Genomic DNA, 17,238 nt, shown 5'->3' on the forward strand with positions numbered 1-17,238 from the left:
GGAGCACACGATGCGGATGTTTCTTTCGACCCACATCGACGCGACGCAGGAGGCGGTGTTCTCGGCGGTCAGCGACTTTCCCAACGCGGCGGACATGGTCGGGGGCATCGACTCGGTGGAGATGCTCCAACCCGCCCGCGACGGGACGCCCATCGGCGTGGGCACGCGCTTCAGGGAGGCGCGCACGATGATGGGAAAGCAGGCGGTCGAGGAGATGGAGGTCACCGAGTTCGACCCGCCGCGGGCGTACACGCTCAGCGCGGTGTCGTGCGGGGTGAAGTTCGACAGCCGCGTGACGTGCCTGGATGAAACGCCCGGCGGCGGGCAGGCTGGTGGGCAGAGTGGCGAGCGGAGTGGCGGTTGCCGGCTGAGCTACGACATCAAGAGCCAGCCGCAGACGCTGGTGGCCAAGGTCGTCTCGCCGATCATGGGCCTGATGATGAAGGGCACGATGCGGAAGATGATGGAGAAGGACCTGGCCGACATCAAGGCGTACGTGGAAGGGCGGAACGGCGCCGGCCAATCGGCGTGAGGGGCCATCCGGGCTTGGTGAGGCCCTATTCGGACGCTGTTCAGCGTGCCAGCGCACCGCGACGCCCGGCCACTACGCTTGGGGCGCGCCCGCGCGTGCCACCGGGCCGCGGCGACGCCCAGGGCTGCCCAGACTAGACCCAGCCCAGACCAGACCAGAACGAAAGGGAGATTCGAACATGCCGAGCATTCCCACGAGAACCCTGACCCCGGCCATCGCGCTGCTGATGGCCGCCGGCACTGCGCTGGCGCAGGCCGACGAGCACCAGGACCAGCCGCAAGCGGTTGCCCAGCAGGGCGAGCAGGCGGCCGGGCCGGTGGACCTGGATGCGCTCGTGGAGGCCTACTACGAAGAGTGGGACGCGGTGCGCGCCTCGGGCGAGGCCACGTTCGACGCGTGGATCGAACTGCACCGCAAGACGCTCTCGCAGGTCGACCTTGGCTCGCTGGATGGAGAGGGGCTGGCCACGCTGTACGCGGCGGGCCTGTTCAACGGCGACGAGGCGCGCGAGCAGGCGACGGCGCGGGTGGCCGAGTTGCTGCCCAAGGCCGAGCCGGGTAGCGTCCGCGAGGTCTCGCTGCGCACGCTCGACCTGCTGCTGCGCGGGGTGCCCACGCGCACGCATCGGCCCACGCCGCAGACGCAGGCCGAGGTGCTCCAGGCGGTGCTCAGCCACCCGAAGCTGCACGAGGCCGTGCGGCAGGGCAAGGTGTCGAACATCGGCCGGGCGATCAACGCGACGGCGCCCGAGAACATGGAGGCGCAGAAGGAGAGCGTCATCGCCCTGGGCGTGATGCTGGCCGATGCGCCACCGGAGATGGCCACCGATGCCGCGCTGTTCTGGCAGACCGTACCTCGCATCAAGGAACTGAGCGACGAGCGCAAGGAAGCGATCCGCGTCGGGCTGGTGGACATGATGCGCCGGGCGGTGGAGGCGACGGACGAGGAGGGCGAGCCTGTGCTGGGCGAGACGCTTGCCTACGTCGAGAACGCGCTGAAGCAAATCGATGGCGCGGCGGCGCGGGGGATGCTGATCGACCATGCGATGCCCGAGATGACCATCACGTGGTCGAGCGATTCGTCCATCACGTCGTTCGATGACCTGAAGGGCAACGTGGTGGTGATCGACTTCTGGGCCACGTGGTGCGGCCCGTGCATCGCCAGCTTTCCGAAGGTGCGCGAGCTGCAGGAGTATTACAAGGGCAAGCCGGTCAAGATCATCGGCGTGACAAGCCTGCAGGGCGCGGTCTACGGGCTGCCGGGCGAAGAGGGCCCGGTCGACTGCGAGGGTGACCCGCAGAAGGAGCACGAGCTGATGCCCGCCGTGATGGAGGCGCACGACGTGACGTGGCCGGTGGTGTTTACCGAGCAGAACGTCTTCAACCCCGACTTTAACGTCAACGGCATTCCGCACGTGGCGATCGTGGATGGGCAGGGCAGGGTGCGCTTCAATGGCATGCACCCGGCGGCCCCGATGGACGAGAAGACCGAGAAGATCGATGCGCTGCTGAAGGAGATGGGCGTGGAGCCGCCGGCGCCGGCCAACGCCAAGCCCAGGAGCGAGCCCCAAGAGAACAAGCCGCAGGGCTGACGCCACTGCAGAACGATCACCAGCAGGGGCCGCGGGCTTGCTCGCGGGCCCCTTTTTCGTGCGCACTACAGCAGGGGCGAGACGATCTTGGCGGTGTCGTCGGCGAGCTTCTGGATCCATGGCCGGTCGGCCAGCTCGCGTCGATCCAGGGGTCGGCAGTCCGGCAGGTACTGCTCCAGGCGGTGGCGGAGCGCGAGGGTGACGTCCTTGCCGTGGGCGAGGAGGTTGAGCTCGTAGTTGAGCCTGAAGCTTCGCCGATCGAAGTTGCCCGAGCCGAAGACGCTGAGCGATTCGTCGACGGTCAGCGCCTTGACGTGCAGCAGGCCCTTCTGGTGAAGGTGGACCCTGGCGCCGGCATCGATGAGTTCTTCGAGCACGCTCTTGGCGGCGGCGTTGACCAGGAACGAGTTGGTCTTCTCGGGGATGATGATGTCGACCCTGACGCCGGCGACGGCCCGCAACCGGAGCGCGAGCTGGGTTGGCGGATCGGGAATGAGGTACGGCGTCACCATGACGATGCGGTGGTTGGCCTCGTTGATGGCGCTGAGGATGACGTCGCGAAAGGCCTCTTCGCGTCGGCCGGGCCCGCTTGGAAGGGCCTGCACCACGATCGGGCCGCAGTGTTCGGGCGTCGGGAAGAGATCGGCCTCGGGCCCGGGCATGACGCCGGTTTCGGCGACCCAGTCCTCGAAGAACAGCAGCTGCATCTGCGTGGCAAGGGGGCCGGTGATGCGCGCCGTCAGGTCGATCCACGGGCCATAGCGACGGTTGCCGTAGTCCAGATCGCAGATGTTCTGGCTGCCCGTATAGGCGGTGTGTCCATCGATGACGACGAGCTTGCGATGGTTACGCACGTCGATGCGCGCAAACGTGCGCCGGAAGAACCGGCTCGGGAGCGCATCGCGCACTTCGACGCCGCCCCTGCGCATCCTCGGCGCGAGCGTCGAAAAGAAGTCCGCCGATCCGGAGCCGTCGGCCAGGACCCGGCACACGACGCCGCGGCCCGATGCGCGCACGAGTGCCTCGGCGACCTTGCGTCCGTTGGCGTCATCGCGGAAGATGTAGGTGAGCAGGTGGACGTGGTTCTCGGCGGCATCGATGGAAGCGACGAGCTGATCGATGAAGTGCTCGCTGTCGACGATGTCGCCGTTGTTGCCCACCAGGGGCCTGGTGCCCCCCACCATCGTCGCCAGTCGGAAGAGGTCTCGGTACCCCGGATCGATAGCGTCGCTTGGCGCGGCATGCTGCTCGAGCATGTTCAGGCGGTCGACCGTTTCCACGAGCTGCGCGGCGCGCTGGTTGGCTCGCACGCGGCGGCGACCGAGCAACTGGCGACCGAAGGCGGCATAGAGCAACGCGCCCGGGATGGGCTGGAAGAGCGTGAGGGCGAGCCACGCCATGGCCTCCCCGGCGGTGTGCTTGCGGATGATGATGGGCGCCAGCACGAGCCGGACGATCCACTCCAGGAGCAGGTAGCCCAGGGGAAGCCAGGCGGAAAGGGAAGCGCCGCCATCGGCCTGGGCGAGGAACATGGGAAAGTCACGCATGGGTGATTGTTGACCGGCCCGGGTCGGTACCATCGGACGAGGAGCAAGCCGTGCTGCACGCCCCGGGCCGACCATCCAACCCGCAATCGCTCGAAGAGGCGCTCGGTCCGGCGCTGCTGGAGGTGCTCGGGCGGATGCGGCTGCGGAGCCGCAAGATCTTCGCGGGCAAGCTGCCCGGCGAGCGCCGGAGCAAGAAGCGGGGGCAGAGCGTCGAGTTCGATGACTTCCGCGAGTACGTGCGTGGGGACGACCTTCGGCACCTGGACTGGAACCTGTACGCCCGGCTCGAGAAGCTCTTCCTGAAGCTGTTTCTGGAAGAAGAGGACCTGGCCCTGCACGTGGCGATCGACTGCTCGCGGTCGATGGAAGCGGGCCGGCCGCCGAAGCTGGAACTCGCCCGTCGGCTGGCGACGGCGATCGCCTACGTCGGGCTGAGCAACCAGGACCGGGTGAGCGTGTGGGCGCTGGGCGTGCCTGGGCGGCCCGACGTGGTGCGCATGCCGCCGGTGCGGGGGCGATCGGGCGCTGGACGGCTGCTTGAATTCGTGTATCGCCAGGCGGTGGCCGAGCCGGGCGGCGTGACGCCCAATCGCCCCGAGCTCGTACCGGCGCTGCTGCGTCTTGCCCGTGCACGCGTGGGCAAGGGCGTGCTGGTGGTGCTGAGTGACTTCCTGACCGACGAAGACATGACGCCCGCGCTGAACGCCATGGCGTTTGCGCAGGGTGGGGGCTTTGACACGGTGCTGATCCAAGTGCTGGCGCCCGGGGAAATCGACCCGGCGAGCGAGGCCGATGCGGGGCTGCTGGGCGACGTGATGCTGACCGACGTGGAAAGCGGGCGGACGGCCGAGGTGACGGTGACGCCTTCGCTGATCGCCGGCTATCGCAAGCGGCTGCAGGCGCACAACGACCGGCTGGCGAAGCTGGCGAGCGCCCGGGGCATTGGTTACATGTTGCTGCCCAGCGATACGGAAGCCCGCGACGTGCTTACGGGTTCGCTGCGGGCTCGGGGCGTGCTGTCTTGATCGATTGAGCTTACTTGAAGGGCAATGCCGTGCGCAGGGCCGCGTGGGTGCGCAGTTCGGCGTGTGGCATCTGGGCGAATTCGCCGTCCTTCAGCTCGATGTGGCCGGTGTTGTTGGGATCGAGTTGATCGCGCAGCATGCCGAGGAAGCGACGGGACGCGAAGACCTTGAGACGCTGTCCATCGGTGCGCTCGCTGCGGCCGGCCAGCCATGCGGCGACTTCGCGTGCAAAGCGGCGGTCCTCTTCGGCCTCGGTGCCCTGCGTGTCGTTGACCATATGCGGACCGCCCACGACGCCGGTGCCGGCCTCGGCCCCTCGCTTGCCCGGGCCCGAGAGCATGTCCGGCCGGGTGCGCTCGTGTTCGTCGTCATGGCCGTTGGTGATCGAGGCAGTCTCGGTGAGGTCGATCGCCTTGCCCATGGTCGGCCGGGCGATGAGCAGCTTGGCAACGCGCTGATCGACGACGGCTACGGCTGCGGACTTGTCGGATGACGGCATCGAGATCTCCCTTCGGCTTGGAACTCACGCAACAACTCAAGCTCCTGCGGGAGTGTGGAAGATCAACGTGAATCGGGCCCTTGCGACTCGATGAATCGAGTTTCACGTTCGTCGGGGGGCCGGGTGAGGTGGGTCACGATGGCCCGGAACTTGGCTTCGGTGGGAAATACGAGGCCGATGCCGATGATGGCCAGCATCGGCGACACGAGGAAGAGCAGCTGACCGGTCACCAGGGCGCACGTGGCGCCGAGCAGGCCGAAGCCTTCGATGGCGGCAAGTTGGACCAGCGTGCCCCGGGCGTATGCGTCTTCGAACGTATTGATGGCTCGATGTTCGTCGTCGCCGTGATCGCGGAGCCAGTGGAGACGGGCCTGCTGGAGTTGGCTCGACTTGACGGCAATGCCCACCAGCACGCAGGCGGGAATCGACAGCGCCGCCGCGCCGGCCAGCGGGGCGATGAGGGCCGGCGCGGGCGTGGCGACGCGCGCATATGCGAACCCGCCCATGATGGCCGTGAGCGTCAAGAGACCCGCGATGAGGGCGGCACAGATGATCTGGATGGTTCGCAGCGGCATCAGCGGGGCGGCGCCCCCTGGGGATGCAGGAACGAGAGGTGCAGCGCCATGTGCTTGCGCTGGAGCGTGAGCCACTCTTCGTGGGTGAGTTGGCCGAGCAGCGGGCTGGGCTGGGTCATGGCTTCGCCCGCGTGGATGCGGGCGATCTGCTCGCGCAGGAGTGCCAGTCCCTCGGCATCGCCGACATCGTCGCTTGGGAGCAGGGCCGATGCCTGCTTTGGCAACTTGAAGCCCGAGGGCAGAGGCTCTTCGCTCTGGGTTGCCTTCTTTTTGAGCATCATGCGGGCGATCCAGCGAATGGGGGGCGGCGCCTTGGAGGGGAAGCCGTCGTAGGCGAAGCGCAGGAACTTGGCCAGGTGCTCGAAGTTCTGGCCCGGCGTCCAGTTTCCCGTGGCGGTCAGCGCGCCCGCATTGAGCGAGGCCTCGATGCGATCCAGGTCTTCGGAGACCTCATCAAACGATGCGAACGCGAGGTCGCGACGGGGGGCGATCTTGGTATCGACTTCGGCAGGTGGTGCGGATTGGGCGGTTTGTGACATGCAGTCTCCTTTCGCTCCCCTGTCGGGCGATGGTAGTGCCCTCGGGCCCGGGGACTGGCTGCAATGGGAACGAGGCGCCGACGTTTGCATCGATGAAAGCCGGACCGAAATGTGCCGATGGCGCATCCCAGAGACTCGGACGGGGGCAGGACCGCCTCCACGCGGAGAGAAGGGAGAACACCGATGCCGCTCAACCCGGCTCGCTTGACGAATCGAACGCCGACGTCGCTGGCCATCGCGGCCCTGCTCGTGGCGGCATGCCCGAGCCTGGCGCTGCAGCAGGATTCGGATGATGCGCCGCTGCTTGCCGGCCCCAGCGTGGGCGGTCAGGCTGAGCCCCTCACGCTGGTGCGTCATGATTTTACGGGCGCGTTCCAGCGTCTGGATCGCCATCCCGCCGAGGCCGCGCTTGCGCTGATTCGCGAGAACTTCACGGTCGAGCCCTCGGCCGATGGGGCCATCGCGTCGATCCTGGCGGATCGGCGTCGGCTGCTGGACGATCTGGTGGTCGAGCGGCTGGACGTACTGATCAAGCTTGCCAATGGCGGCGATGAGCGGGATCGAGTCGAAGCGATCGGCGTCTTGCGCCGTGCGATGGCGCCCGAAGCGCGAAAGGGCGCCCTGGGCGATCGCATCCGTGCGCACCTGCCGGGTCCGGCGGCGGCGGAGCATGCGCGATTGGAACGGGAGTACCTGGACGCGGCAATCGCCGACCGCGTGCAGTTGTTGGAAGCCGAGCGTGCCGGGATGGGCCAGGGCGCTTTGCGCCTTCGGGCTCGCGCCATCGAGACGCTCGTGGGCCTGGGGGCAGAGGTGCGGTCGGCCTACGAGCGGACCATCGTGCAGAAGGGCGAGCAATTGGACGAACTGATCGCGGCGTTGAATCTCTCGCCCGAGCAGGAGGGAACGGTCCGCCGGCTGGTGCAGGCATATGGCGAAGAGACGCTGCTGGACAAGGACGCCCGCGAAGATCAGAAGGGACGACTGGCGCTGTTCCTTCAGATTGCTGCGGAGCTGACGCCCGATCAGCGGCGTGCGCTGATTGCCCACGCCCGCGGCGAGGGCTGAGTTACGACTTCATCACGGCGTCGACCTGCTTGCGGTCGCCCGCGCTCATGCCGTCGACCGGTGTGTGCTCGAGCAGGTCGTCGATGATGTTGTCCGTGGTGATGCGGTCGGCCTCGGCGTTGAAGTTGGTCAGGATGCGGTGACGCAGCACGGGCCGGGCGACGGCCTTGACGTGCTCGACGGTCGTCATGGCATCGCCGCTGAGCAGGGCCTTGGCCCGGGCGGCCAGGACGAGGTACTCGCTCGCCCGTGGGCCGGCGCCCCAGGAGAGGTACTCGCTGACCAGCCTTGGGCGCTCGCCCTGGTTGTCCATGGGCTCGTTGATGCGCGTCGCGCGAACGAGCCGCAGGGCGTAGGCGATGACGTGCTCGGTGACGGGGTGGTGCTCGACCATGCGGGCGACGCGGTCCATGTCGTCGGCGCTGAGCACGGCGTCGAGCTGCACGGCACTCTTCTCGCTGGCGCGGCGGATGATCTCGGTCTCTTCCTCGAGGCTGGGGTAGGCGATGCGGATCTGGAACATGAAGCGGTCGAGCTGGGCCTCGGGCAGCGGGTAGGTGCCTTCCTGCTCGATGGGGTTCTGCGTTGCCAGCACGAAGAAGGGCCTGGGCAGGTCGTGCTTCATGCCGCCCATGGTGACCTGGCGCTCCTGCATGGCTTCGAGCAGGGCGGCCTGGGTCTTGGGCGGGGTGCGGTTGATTTCGTCCGCCAGGATGACGTTGGCGAAGATCGGCCCCTGGACGAATCGAAGTTCGCGGTGGCCCGTGGCGCGGTTCTCCTCGATGACCTCGGTGCCGGTGATGTCGCTGGGCATCAGGTCGGGGGTGAACTGGATGCGGCTGAAGTCGAGGCTCAGCGTGCGGGCGATGGTGGAGATCAAGAGCGTCTTGGCGAGCCCGGGCACCCCCACCACCAGGGCGTGGCCCCGGGCGAACATGGCCAGGAGCATCTGATCGACGACTTCGTCCTGGCCCACGATGACCTTGTGGATCTCGCCCTTGAGCCGCTTGTAGGCATCCTGGGCGAAGGCGGTGTCCTGCGGGGTGGTGTCGCTCATGGGGGCCCTCCGTGGTCGATCCATGCTACGAGCGTCGGCTCGAAGGGGATCGGGCATCAGGGAATCGGGCGTGCATAAAAGGACCGCCGGGCCTGGATCCTGCCCGATCCGAGGCCCGGCGTAGGGGAGTTCGTGACTGGGGCTGGTGGCCCGGGTTCGGGTCGTCTACCCGGCCGGCCCCGTCGCGTGAGGTTCACTCCCGGGTTTGTTCCGCTTGGCGGGGCCCGGGTTGCAGCACCCCGAAAGAAAAAACTTCTCGGTGTGCTCGGCCGTTGCCTGGTTCCTTACCGGCGGCGGCCGTCGCGCTCGTCCAGGGCCCGCTCCAGGCGTTCCATGAGGCGTTCGATCATGGCCTCGGTCCGCTCTTCCATGCGATCCATGGCCCTGTCGAAAGTGTGCTCGAGGCGATCGAGGCGCTCTTCGAGTTCCTCCAGGCGCTGGGCCCATGCGTCTTCGCGCTCTTCGCCCGGGAAGGTGAGGGCGAAGCCGCCGCCGCCCTCGCCGCGTTCGGCCCAGAAGCGGCGGTTGTTGCCGGCGCCCATGTCGCCGCGGAGCCGCTCGATGGCTTCCTGCTGCATGCGGCGCATGTCTTCGACCTCGAGGCCGAAGGCTTCGCCCTGCTTCATGGCCTGGATGGCCTTCTCGATGGCCTCGGACGCCTTCTTGTGGGCGTCGGCGGCCTTGTGGTCGACGTCGCGCTCCATGCGTGCGAGCATCTCGGCGGCTTCACGCATGGCCTTCTCGGCGCGCTGCATGTGCGAATGGGCCTGATCGCGCTCGATCTCGAGCGCCCGCCACTGGTTGCCTGCTTGGGGCGCCAAGCGAAGCTCACCCGCCGCGCCGCCGACCACCGGCGCCGGCGCCCGGCCGAGGGCCTCGGCATCGAAGGCTTCGAACTTCAGGTCGACCGTGACGGGATGGCCCTTGCGGATGACCTTGACCTTCACCTTCGACCCGGGTTTGGCCTTGGCGAGCACCTTGCGGATGTCGTCGGCCGAGCGGGGCTCGGCGTTTTCGCCAAATCCGATGATGATGTCCTTGGCCTGGAGCCCGGCCTTGTCGGCGGGCAGCCCGTCGACCACGCGCTCGAGCACGACGGCCTTCTTGGCGTCCAGGCCCAGGTGCTCGAGGATCACCGGATCCGGCTCGGCCATGACCACGCCCAGCATGACCTTGGGCTGGGCCTGCGGTGCGTCGGCCACCTGGGCCTGGGCCCAGCCGCCACCGGTGTTGCCGCGAAGCTGGATCTGCGCGGGCAGTTCCGGGGCCACCGGCTCGACCGGCCGAACCGCGATGCGGCCCTGGAACGGATGACCGGCGCCTTGCTCGGGCATGGCGATCTCGACCTTGCGGTCGTTGCCGGGCATGGAGATGATCACCATGCCGTCCTTCATCTTGTAGTGGTCCTTGGAGAGTTCCTTGCCGTCGAGCTTGACGACGATGGGCTGCTCGTTGACCCGGCGGACGGTGAGCGTCTTGCCATCGACGACGCGATTGATCTCGATGACCGTCCGAACCTCCTGGCGCACCTCCTGCTTGTCTGCGAGAGCGTCCTGGTCTGTCTCGACGATCACCTCATAGGCGCGCCCGCTGCCACCGCCGGACTGCGCAAAGGCCGCGCCGGCGAGGATGGTCAGGGCGAGGGCCGGCGTGGCGACGCCAGCACGCACGATGCGATCGATCATTGTGTTGCTGCTGTGGATCATGGTGTGAACCTCCTATCCGCTCCGACGATGTGTCGTGATCGGTCCCCGCCGAGCGACGGTTTCTGGCCGATCCTTCAGATAGAGACGCGGGCCGTTGTCGGGCCCGTCGATCTTGACGTGAGTAAGCGGGCTTTTGACAGCCATCTGACAGAGAGCCTCGATTCAGATGGGCCCCGACGAGGGGCGCCGCGTGCGATATGGGACGGTGCGATCGATGCCAGCGTCGTCGGGCTTGACCTGGTAGAGGTCGCCGTCGTCGACGATGGCGCGTTCGATGAGCTTGCGAACGTAGATGAGCTCCAGGCGGCCATCGGGGAGCGGGCGCACCTCCAGCAGCGTGCGCTCGGGCATCTCGGCAACCAGTTGTTCGGTGCTCTCGGGCGTGGCCGCGGAGCTGGTCGACGCGCGGCGGTAGGGTCCGCCGGCGAGCATGGTGTTGCCCGACGCATGGGACGGATCGACGAGTTCGAAGCGGCTGGGCTGGCTGGACGTGTTGTTGCCCGCCACCGCCAACGGCAACGCCTGGCCACCCGGCTGAGGCGTCCCAAGCGGCGAAGTGGGGCGGGATGGAGTCAACTGCGGCGCCATCCACGCGATGGCCACGCCCGCCGCGAGCGCCCAACCGGTCCAGCCTGCGACCTTGCGGATGCGGAACCGCAGGCTCGGGCCCGTGAGCGCGTCGGTGGGCGCATCGATGCCATCGGCGATGGCGATGGCCTGCTCGACCGCCCGGGCCAGGTCGGCCTGGGCGTGCTGGGCCTCGAAGAGTTCGCGCCACACGCTGGGGTCGTACTCGGCCAGGGCCCGCAGCTGGTCCCAGTCCCGGGCCGTCGCGGCATCGTCGACCACGCGGCTGATCAACAGGTCGCGGTCGACCGGCTGGGGTTCGAGGTTATCGTGATCGGTCGGACTCATTGGTTTGGCTCTCCGTGTGCCCCCGAATCACTGGATGCGCCGGCGGCGCCGGTCTTGCGGTCGCGTTCGATGGCGACGCGTTCGCGGAGCATGCGGCGGCCCCTGGCGATGCGCGTTTCGATGGTGGTCTCGGGCAGGCCGGTCAATTCGCTGATGGCCTTGTAGTTCATGCCGCGAACGCAGCGCAAGACGAGTGGTTCGCGATAGCTCTCGGGCAGCTGGTCGATCAGGTCGAGCAGCCAGCGGACCTCGTCGGCATCGTCGGGCATCGCCGCCGTGCGGTCGGGGGTTTCGTCGCGCTGGAAGGTGCCCGGATCGGTGGCGGCCTGGCTGTCCAGCGCGTTTCGGCGGCGTGTCTTCTTGCGGCCCTCGGCACGGGCCGCATTGATGGCGACCGTTCGCAGCCACGGACGCAGGGCGCCGGGCGTGCGGAGTTCCTGTACGCTGCGGACGAAGGTGGCGGCGATGTCCTGGAGCAGGTCGTCCAGGTCGGCCTCGCGCGGCATGTGCGCCAGCACGATGGCGGCGACCCAGCGGCGATGGCTCTGCCACAACTGCTGGACGGCTTCCCCGTGGCCGGCGGTCGCCCGCTCGACCAGGGCAGGATCGACGCGGTAGCGGTCGACCGAGGCCGTCCGTTTCGGATTGGTCGTGTCTGAGCTCATCGGCTGTGGCACTCCCCGTCGGTCGCCCCGCCGGCGACCGGTCCTGAGCACGCCCGGATGCGCACGGGCCCCCAGCCCGCCACGGGAGGCGCGGCGAACACGGATTGATGGCTGCCCTGTGGTGTGTCCATGCCGTTATACTTCGGATTCTCGGGCTGGCGGGTTCACGCCGAACACCTCTCAGGAACCGAACGACGTGCCCACCCCGTCCGCTACACGCTCTCGACGCCCGCACGACGACGTGCTGGCGATGCCGCTGGGCGACCACATCGAGGACCTGCGCCGGCGGCTGATCGTCGCCCTGATCGGGCTGGCGCCCATCCTGCTGCTGTCGCTCATCTTCGGTCGCGAGATCATCGACGCCATGCTGATCCCGCTGCGGGGCGCCCTGACGGCCCGCGGCCTGCCGCCGGTCGTGCAGGTGACCGGACCGATGGAGACCTTCGGGGCGTACCTGCGGGTGTCGATCGCCGTGGCGGTGCTGGTGGGCCTGCCGTGGCTGCTGTTCCAGGCGTGGCGGTTCGCCGCGCCGGGGCTGTACGCGGCCGAGCGGAGATTCGTGTACGTGCTGGCGCCGATGAGCGTGGGCCTGACGCTGCTGTCGGTGCTTTTCCTGTACTTCGTGATGATGCCCATCGTGCTGGCGTTCTTCATCGGGTTCGGGCAGACGCTCGGCGGGCAGGATCCCGGCCGGGCCGAGCCGCCGGCGGCGATGGTGTTTCCCGAGATTCCCGCCCTGGCCGGCGATCCACCGGATCCGCAGCCGGGGCAGGTGTGGATCAACACGAGGCTTCAGGAGCTGCGCATCGCCGTGGGCCGGCTGCCGGCGATCGAGGTTGCCGACCCCGAGGAGGTCTTGCAGGCACGCGAGCGCAGGCCGGCGGTGCGGATCCTGGGCTCACCCTTGGCGCTGACGGCGGGCCTGAGCCAGCAGTTCCGCGTGTCGGAGTACATCAAGCTGATGTTCCAGCTGACGCTGGCCATGGCGGTGGCGTTCCAGACGCCCGTGGCCGTGCTGCTGCTATGCTGGACGGGGCTGATCGATCCGCACGCGATGGGCAGGCACCGCAAGTACGCGATCCTGATCGCGGCGGTGCTCGGGGCGGTGCTGACGCCGGCCGACCCGCTCTCGATGATCGCGCTGGCCGTGCCGCTGTATGCGCTGTACGAGCTGGGGCTCTTGATCGCGCGGGTCTTGCCGGCCGAGAAGCTGGCTCGCGCGGCGGGCGAGGGCGACGTGGACGACGAGAGCCCGTAGATGCTTGGGCGTTTGTTCAAGAAGCGCCGAGCGCCCCGGGCGCCCCAGCCGCTGCCGGCCGAGCATGCGACGGAAGTGGATCGCCGCATGATGACGCGGGCGATCGAGCTCGCCGGGGAGGCCGCACGGGCCGGCGAAGCGCCGATCGGGGCGGTCGTGTACGAGACGTCGAGCGAGGCGGTCGTGGCCGAAGCTCGCAACACGCGTGAGGGCGATGCCGACCCGTGCGGGCACGCCGAGCTGCTGGCCATCCGCGCCGCGGCGCACGCCACCGGCGACTGGCGGCTGAACCAGTGCACGCTGGTAGTGACGCTGGAGCCCTGCTGCATGTGCGCCGGGACGCTCGTGAACGCGCGCGTGGGTCGGGTCGTGTTCGGCGCGTTCGATCCCAAGGCCGGCGCGGCGGGCAGCCTGATGAACCTGCTGGCGGACTCGCGCCTGAATCACCGTCCGCAGGTCATCGGCGGGGTGGAGGCCGACGCCTGCGGCGAGCTGCTGCGGGCGTTCTTCCGGGACCTGCGCAGGCGGAAGCGGCCGTAGCGTGCCCGCCCCGATCCGGTTGAGTTCTGTTTGGAAGAACCGGCCGCTTGGCCACGCCAGCGGGGCCACCGGTCCGAGAAGAAGGCCGCAGAAATGACTTTTTTCATGGTGTGAGCCGCTCGCGCCATGGAGTAAGCCGCTCGCACCATGAAAAAAGTCGCTCGCGCCATGGAGCAAGACGCTCACACCATGAAGAAAGTCGCTCACACCATGGAGCGAGACGCTCGCACCATGAAAAAAGTCGCTCGCGCCATGAAGTAAGACGCTCGCGCCATGAGAAAACCGGCTCGCGCCGGGACGTGCCGGGGCGCGGGCTCCCCATGGGAGGGGCTCACGCCCGCGTGCCGGTCTGGATCTCGTCGAGCAGGCCCTCGCAGGCGGCCAGCAGCATGTCATAGACCCGGTCGAAGCCGTCGTCGCCGCCGTAGTAGGGATCGGGCACGTCGGGGGCCGTGCCGTCGCGATGGGTGGGGTCGTACGAACGCATGAGCCGCACGCGTTCGGCCGGTGCGCCCAGGGCCAGAAGGTTCTCCATGTTGCTGGCGTCCATGGCGACGATGTGGGTGAACGACTGGAAGTCCTGCGGCGCGCGCACCTGCCTGGCGATGCTGGGCAGGTGGACGCCGCGCGTGCGGGCCACGGCCAGGGCCCGGGCGTCGGGGCCCTCGCCCTCGTGCCAGCCGCCCGTGCCGCACGAATCGACCACCAGCCCGTCGATGCCGCGCTGCCGGGCGAGGTGCAAGAAGATGCCCTCGGCCAGCGGGCTGCGGCAGATATTGCCCAGGCACACGAAGAGGATCGATGGTGGCGCGTCGGTCATGCGGCGAGGCTAGCCCTCGTGCTGATCGTCGGCGAGGCGCCGCTCGATCGCCTCGAGGTGGAACCCGGTGGTGTCGCGGGTGGTCCAGTGCCCGTCGACGGTTTCGAGCGCCACGTCGGGGTCGGCCAGGGCGGCGTCTTCCATCAGGCCCAGGCGCTCGAGCGTGGCGCGGGCGATGTTGGCGTCGAAGCGGCTGGTGATCTTGAAGCGTTCCTTGAGGTAGGCCGAGGCGCGGGAAGCGAGTTCGTCGATGGGCCAGCGGTCCTGCTCGGGCAGGTCGTGCCGCGCGGCGAGCACGGCGTAGGCGATGATGGCGGCCTTGGCCTCCTCGTGGGCGATCATGCGGCAGAGGGTGTGCAGCACGGCGGCGTTGTTGGCCAGGTTCTTCTCGTAGAGGTGCTCGGTGCGGTGGCTGGTGCGCTGCTTCTTCTTGCGCTTGTAGCCGAAGAAGCTGCGGACGGCCATGCCGCCAAAGCCGATGGCCGCGGGGATGGCCAGCGCGCTGGTGCTGGCGGCCCCCACCACCGCGACCTTTGCCAGCGAGCCCAGCGAGCCGGCGCCCATGCCCACGATCATCGCGCGGTCGAGCACGGTCATGGTCGCCTCGGCGTGGGGCAGCAGGGCCTCGACGTCGGCCACGGGGATGTCGCGGAAGAGCTTGAGGCGCAGGCACTCCTCGCCGGTGAGCCGGGCGACGACGGCCAGGCGGGTGTAGATCTCGATCTCGCGCTCGATCTTGATCCAGGGCTTCTTCTTGTCCCGGCGGACGAGGGTGATGGTGCCCCGGCCGCGGACGTGCAGCGCGAGCGAGCGGATGCGGTCCGGGTTGATGCGGACGCGCAGGCCGTACGCGCTGCCGGCGCGGATGGCCGCCTCGATGCCCACGTCGGTGAGCGGCGTGAAGTTGGCGCGATCGAAGAGGTAGTCCAGCGCGGCGTGCAGGCGCGGGTCGGCGAAGGAAACCAGCGGGTTGGGCTCGGCCAGGGCGTCCAGGTCCGGGTTGGCCGCGGCGTAGAGGCGGTCCAGGTGGCGGTGCAGCTCCCCCACTTCCTGGGCGATGACGCGCTCGGTGGCCTTGCAGATCTTCTGGGCCCAGCCGGCCAGCTCGCCGAAGCGGTCGGGGTCGGCGTCGATGGCGTCGACGATCGCCTCAATCCGGATGGGAATGAAGCGGTCGCCCAGCTCCGCCAGCTTGGGCGTCACCAGTTTCGTCGGGCTGGCGGGCGCGTCGGCCATCGCGGAGAACGTAGACCCCGGCGGCCGGGCCGGGCGGGGGTACCATCGGGCATGGCACGCATGATCTGGGCGGTTGCTCTGATTCTCCTGACGCTCGGGCTCTCGCTGGGCCTGCCGGCCTGCGGCGAGCAGTCGACGCCGGGCGCCTCGATCGGGTCGGCCGAGTCGGTGGTGTCGCTTGCCGAGGGCCGATCGCTGTACCAGACGCACTGCATGATGTGCCACCAGCCTCAGGGCGAGGGCGTGCAGGGCATGCAGCCGGCCCTGGCGGGCAATGCGGCGGTCGAGGGCGACGTGCGCTACCTGGTGGAGGTCACCGTGAAGGGCATGGGCGACGCGGCGGGGATGCTCGAGCCCAGCGGCGATTACCGCCAGCAGATGCTGGGGCTGGACTACCTGAGCGACGCCGACATCGCGGCGATCCTGACCTACATCCGCAAGTCGTGGGGCAATAACGCGAGCGCGGTGAGCGAGGAGCGGGTGTGGGAGATTCGCCAGGACTTGTAAGTTTCCTGCGTGGGGAGAAGAAGGTGATGAAGAAGCAAAGAGCTGTGGGTGTCGCGGGTTGCGGTGTCGCGTGCCTGGTGTTGTCGGGGTGCGCATCGAGCCGCACCGTGGTGATCACCAACACCAGCGACCAGAGCTTCGAGATGCGACGCGAGGGCGCCAGGACCGCCATCACCATCGACCCGGGCGGCAGCACGACCTTCGAGGTCTTCCCCGGCGAGCCCATGCAACTGAACGGGCTGGCCATCCAGGTCTACTAGCCCTACGCCAGCGGCCGGTTCGAGCCCAGGCCCGTCAGGTCGTCGTGCAGGGTGATCAGGCGGGCGGTGTCGTCGTCGGGCGGGCGGGTGTTGCCGATCTGGTCGACAAGCTCGCACACGGCGTACTTCGAGCACGCCTGCTCGTAGTTCCGCAGCCAGGCATTGACCCGCTCGTCCGCGTCGGCAAGCTTCTCAAAGGTGAGCTTGGGGGCGCCGGCGATGCCGATGCGCCATGGCTTGGGGCTCAAGCGGGCGCGGAAGCTCTGCTGGGCCCGGCAGAGTCGTGCGTAGAGCGGATCGGCCCCGAGCTGGTCCATCAGGCGCCCCGTGTCGTCGCCGTCGGGTGACATCGCAGGATGCGTGAGCAGGTATCGCAGGCCGGCGGCGGTGCGATAGACGCGGGCCCCGCTTGACGTGTTCTGGCATGACCAGGCGCGGAGCCGTTCGAGGGCGGCGTCGGTGGAGTTTGCGGGTGGCTGCTTGCGGCCGAAGAGCTTGCCGAGCAGGCCTCCGCCCGGGTGTTTCTCGGGCAGGTCGACGTCGACGAAGACCAGGCGGGCGGTGTTGAGCACGTTGGCACCGTAGCGATTCATGGTGACGGCGGCGATGCGGTCGCCGGCGGTGTTGCGGACGTCCTGCACGATGGGCTCGGGCAGGTCGTGCCGCTGGTACTCGTAGTGGTGCAGGCCCGGGTCGTCGGCCTTGATGACCTCGGCCAGCTTCCTGCGGGCCCGGTCTTCGGCGATCTGCCGCGCCTCGTCGAGGCTGGCGTCGGAGGCGCCCCACGCGCCCCGGCCGTAGCCGGCTTCTTCTACCTGCGCCCTTGCCCAGAATCGCGCGACTCGCATGGCTGGCTCTCCGTGCTGGTGGCCCCGGTGTCTTGTCGGGGGTAGGCTAG

At 68.5% G+C, this 17,238-nt stretch carries 19 protein-coding genes; 8 read left to right on the top strand and 11 right to left on the bottom strand.

Going from position 1 to position 17,238, the window contains the following annotated elements:
• Positions 1-10 precede the first annotated feature (10 nt).
• Positions 11-532: an SRPBCC family protein gene (locus RIE32_04820; GenBank protein ID MEQ9095566.1), complete on the top strand. Its 522-nt coding sequence runs from the start codon at positions 11-13 to the stop codon at positions 530-532.
• Between the two features lie 178 nt (positions 533-710).
• Complete coding sequence (locus tag RIE32_04825; GenBank protein MEQ9095567.1) at positions 711-2,123, top strand: TlpA disulfide reductase family protein; 1,413 nt, start codon at positions 711-713, stop codon at positions 2,121-2,123.
• Positions 2,124-2,188: 65 nt separating this feature from the next.
• On the opposite strand, the gene cls is transcribed toward RIE32_04825, so the two are convergent.
• Positions 2,189-3,670 carry a cardiolipin synthase gene (gene cls / locus RIE32_04830; protein MEQ9095568.1) on the bottom strand — a complete coding sequence of 494 codons (1,482 nt, stop codon included), beginning with the start codon at positions 3,668-3,670 and terminating at the stop codon, positions 2,189-2,191.
• A gap of 50 nt (positions 3,671-3,720) precedes the next feature.
• Here cls and RIE32_04835 point away from each other — a divergent pair, with 50 nt between their 5' ends.
• Positions 3,721-4,695 (top strand): DUF58 domain-containing protein, encoded by a 975-nt coding sequence (locus RIE32_04835; GenBank protein MEQ9095569.1) that lies wholly within the window; start codon positions 3,721-3,723, stop codon positions 4,693-4,695.
• Between the two features lie 10 nt (positions 4,696-4,705).
• Here the strand turns inward: RIE32_04835 and RIE32_04840 are convergent, their stop codons facing one another.
• The 3 genes from RIE32_04840 to RIE32_04850 all read right to left on the bottom strand — a co-directional run bounded on the left by RIE32_04840 (position 4,706) and on the right by RIE32_04850 (position 6,308).
• Entirely contained in the window at positions 4,706-5,194 is a 489-nt protein-coding gene (locus RIE32_04840; protein MEQ9095570.1) for a host attachment protein, read from the bottom strand.
• 62 nt (positions 5,195-5,256) lie between these two features.
• The gene (locus tag RIE32_04845; GenBank protein ID MEQ9095571.1) at positions 5,257-5,769 is read right to left on the bottom strand and encodes a hypothetical protein; all 513 of its coding nucleotides are present in this window, start codon (positions 5,767-5,769) and stop codon (positions 5,257-5,259) included.
• Entirely contained in the window at positions 5,769-6,308 is a 540-nt protein-coding gene (locus tag RIE32_04850) for a DUF1569 domain-containing protein (protein MEQ9095572.1), read from the bottom strand. The genes RIE32_04845 and RIE32_04850 overlap by 1 nt, the downstream gene beginning before the upstream one ends.
• Positions 6,309-6,491: 183 nt before the next feature.
• On the opposite strand from RIE32_04850, the gene RIE32_04855 reads away from it, so the two are divergent.
• On the top strand, positions 6,492-7,376 hold the full coding sequence (locus tag RIE32_04855) for a hypothetical protein (protein MEQ9095573.1): 885 nt from the start codon (positions 6,492-6,494) through the stop codon (positions 7,374-7,376).
• Between the two features lies 1 nt (position 7,377).
• Here RIE32_04855 and RIE32_04860 read toward each other — a convergent pair whose 3' ends face one another.
• The 4 genes from RIE32_04860 to RIE32_04875 all read right to left on the bottom strand — a co-directional run bounded on the left by RIE32_04860 (position 7,378) and on the right by RIE32_04875 (position 11,719).
• Positions 7,378-8,433: a MoxR family ATPase gene (locus RIE32_04860; protein ID MEQ9095574.1), complete on the bottom strand. Its 1,056-nt coding sequence runs from the start codon at positions 8,431-8,433 to the stop codon at positions 7,378-7,380.
• A 284-nt stretch (positions 8,434-8,717) separates the two neighbouring features.
• Positions 8,718-10,139 (bottom strand): PDZ domain-containing protein, encoded by a 1,422-nt coding sequence (locus RIE32_04865; GenBank protein MEQ9095575.1) that lies wholly within the window; start codon positions 10,137-10,139, stop codon positions 8,718-8,720.
• 162 nt (positions 10,140-10,301) lie between these two features.
• Positions 10,302-11,054: a hypothetical protein gene (locus RIE32_04870; protein ID MEQ9095576.1), complete on the bottom strand. Its 753-nt coding sequence runs from the start codon at positions 11,052-11,054 to the stop codon at positions 10,302-10,304.
• Complete coding sequence (locus RIE32_04875; protein ID MEQ9095577.1) at positions 11,051-11,719, bottom strand: sigma-70 family RNA polymerase sigma factor; 669 nt, start codon at positions 11,717-11,719, stop codon at positions 11,051-11,053. Before RIE32_04875 ends, RIE32_04870 begins: the two co-directional genes overlap by 4 nt.
• A gap of 196 nt (positions 11,720-11,915) precedes the next feature.
• Between RIE32_04875 and RIE32_04880 the strand changes: the two genes are divergently transcribed.
• Both RIE32_04880 and RIE32_04885 read left to right on the top strand, forming a co-directional pair.
• Positions 11,916-12,977, top strand: a complete 1,062-nt coding sequence (locus tag RIE32_04880; protein MEQ9095578.1) for a twin-arginine translocase subunit TatC — start codon at positions 11,916-11,918, stop codon at positions 12,975-12,977.
• The gene (locus RIE32_04885) at positions 12,978-13,517 is read left to right on the top strand and encodes a nucleoside deaminase (GenBank protein MEQ9095579.1); all 540 of its coding nucleotides are present in this window, start codon (positions 12,978-12,980) and stop codon (positions 13,515-13,517) included. It abuts the gene before it with no gap.
• Between the two features lie 331 nt (positions 13,518-13,848).
• Here the strand turns inward: RIE32_04885 and RIE32_04890 are convergent, their stop codons facing one another.
• On the bottom strand, positions 13,849-14,337 hold the full coding sequence (locus RIE32_04890) for a low molecular weight protein-tyrosine-phosphatase (protein ID MEQ9095580.1): 489 nt from the start codon (positions 14,335-14,337) through the stop codon (positions 13,849-13,851).
• Positions 14,338-14,346: 9 nt separating this feature from the next.
• Entirely contained in the window at positions 14,347-15,573 is a 1,227-nt protein-coding gene (locus tag RIE32_04895) for a DUF3754 domain-containing protein (GenBank protein ID MEQ9095581.1), read from the bottom strand.
• A gap of 51 nt (positions 15,574-15,624) precedes the next feature.
• Here RIE32_04895 and RIE32_04900 point away from each other — a divergent pair, with 51 nt between their 5' ends.
• Together RIE32_04900 and RIE32_04905 are read left to right on the top strand one after the other, a co-directional pair.
• Entirely contained in the window at positions 15,625-16,080 is a 456-nt protein-coding gene (locus tag RIE32_04900; GenBank protein ID MEQ9095582.1) for a cytochrome c, read from the top strand.
• Between the two features lie 26 nt (positions 16,081-16,106).
• Positions 16,107-16,340 (top strand): hypothetical protein, encoded by a 234-nt coding sequence (locus RIE32_04905; GenBank protein ID MEQ9095583.1) that lies wholly within the window; start codon positions 16,107-16,109, stop codon positions 16,338-16,340.
• Between the two features lie 2 nt (positions 16,341-16,342).
• Here RIE32_04905 and RIE32_04910 read toward each other — a convergent pair whose 3' ends face one another.
• Positions 16,343-17,188: a hypothetical protein gene (locus RIE32_04910; protein MEQ9095584.1), complete on the bottom strand. Its 846-nt coding sequence runs from the start codon at positions 17,186-17,188 to the stop codon at positions 16,343-16,345.
• Positions 17,189-17,238 lie beyond the last annotated feature (50 nt).

It is taken from the genome of Phycisphaerales bacterium, from assembly GCA_040221175.1.
Classification (GTDB): Bacteria; Planctomycetota; Phycisphaerae; order Phycisphaerales; family UBA1924; genus JAHCJI01.